2 protein-coding genes are annotated in these 1,020 nt (G+C 64.6%); one reads left to right on the top strand and one right to left on the bottom strand.

Annotated elements, in window-relative coordinates:
• Positions 1-461 (top strand): VanZ family protein (locus ACNPM4_RS08465; protein ID WP_448985393.1); only part of this gene is annotated, 461 nt, incomplete at its 5' end.
• An 89-nt stretch (positions 462-550) separates the two neighbouring features.
• Here the strand turns inward: ACNPM4_RS08465 and ACNPM4_RS08460 are convergent.
• Positions 551-910, bottom strand: coding sequence for a hypothetical protein (locus tag ACNPM4_RS08460; protein WP_448985392.1), 360 nt, complete (start codon positions 908-910; stop codon positions 551-553).
• Between the last annotated feature and the right edge of the window lie 110 nt (positions 911-1,020).

The raw sequence follows: 1,020 nt of genomic DNA, 5'->3' as shown, positions 1-1,020 counted from the left end.
GCGTCGCGGCCGTCCTCGCGGTCTACGCGGGCGGAGTGCTCGCCAACACGGTCTTCCCGATCTTCCTTCGCGTCGGGACGGGCTTCTATGACGGGCCGCGCCCGTTATCGCTCTACCTCGTGCCGTTCGTCGACTACGGGTTCGAGGACGCTCTCATCAACGTCGCCGTGTTCGTCCCGCTCGGCGTGCTCGTCCCGTTGCTCACCGCGCGTCCGAGCTGGTGGAAGGTGCTGGCGATCGTCGCCGGTGCGAGCCTCGCCATCGAGCTGACGCAGATGGCCGCCTCGCGGCTCGCCCTCAGCGGACACCTCGCGGACATCAACGATTGGCTGACGAACATCCTGGGCGGGATCATCGGGTACGGACTGTTCGTCCTCGCGACGCGCTCGAAGATGATCGCCGGATTCGTCCAACGGTTTCGGTGGCCGACGCGTGCGCGCGTGAGTAGCCAGCCGGTCTGATCCTCGAATTGCCGGAAAGCCCAGCCAGACCGTCGGCACCGAGATGGTCCGCCTCGCGTTTCCGACCGGGTGGTGTGGACGTCAGGCGCTCATGGGTGCACGGCTGCTCGGATCTCTGCGGCGATCGATTCTGCATCGTCGGTACTCAGAAGGATCTCGTCGAACCCGATCGTGGCTCGGTCGACGGCGATCCGCAGCAGGCGGTGCCCGCGCTTCATCGAGACCAGTCGCCGCACCCCTGAAGGGTGCCTGAAAGTCCCCAGCTTGCGGTAACCGGAGACGACGAGGCCGGATCTCATCCCGAGTATCTCTGAGGTCCACCCCTGTTCGGTGGACACATCGCGGATCGCCGACCTCGGTATCAGTAGCTGAGGCAAGCCCGTCATCGTGGCCTCCCAACCGGGGAACTGCACGTGCACTCCCGCTCGGTCGCATGTGATGTCGGTCATCGTGTGCTCCTTGCTACTGCGAATGGGGTCATCTTGAGAACATTATCAACCTGATAACAGTGACGAGTCAAAGTGCAGGACAGGCTTTCCCGAGCTGGCCGCGCACGCGG

The sequence above is a fragment of the Microbacterium umsixpiens genome (genome assembly GCF_053543675.1).
Note: the sequence above shows the minus strand (reverse complement) of the source record. Positions and strands in the feature narration are given on the sequence as shown.

Excerpts from the sequence above, each read along its gene's own strand:
- ACNPM4_RS08460 (WP_448985392.1), bottom strand. The coding sequence starts at position 910 with ATGACCGACATCACATGCGACCGAGCGGGAGTGCACGTGCAGTTCCCC.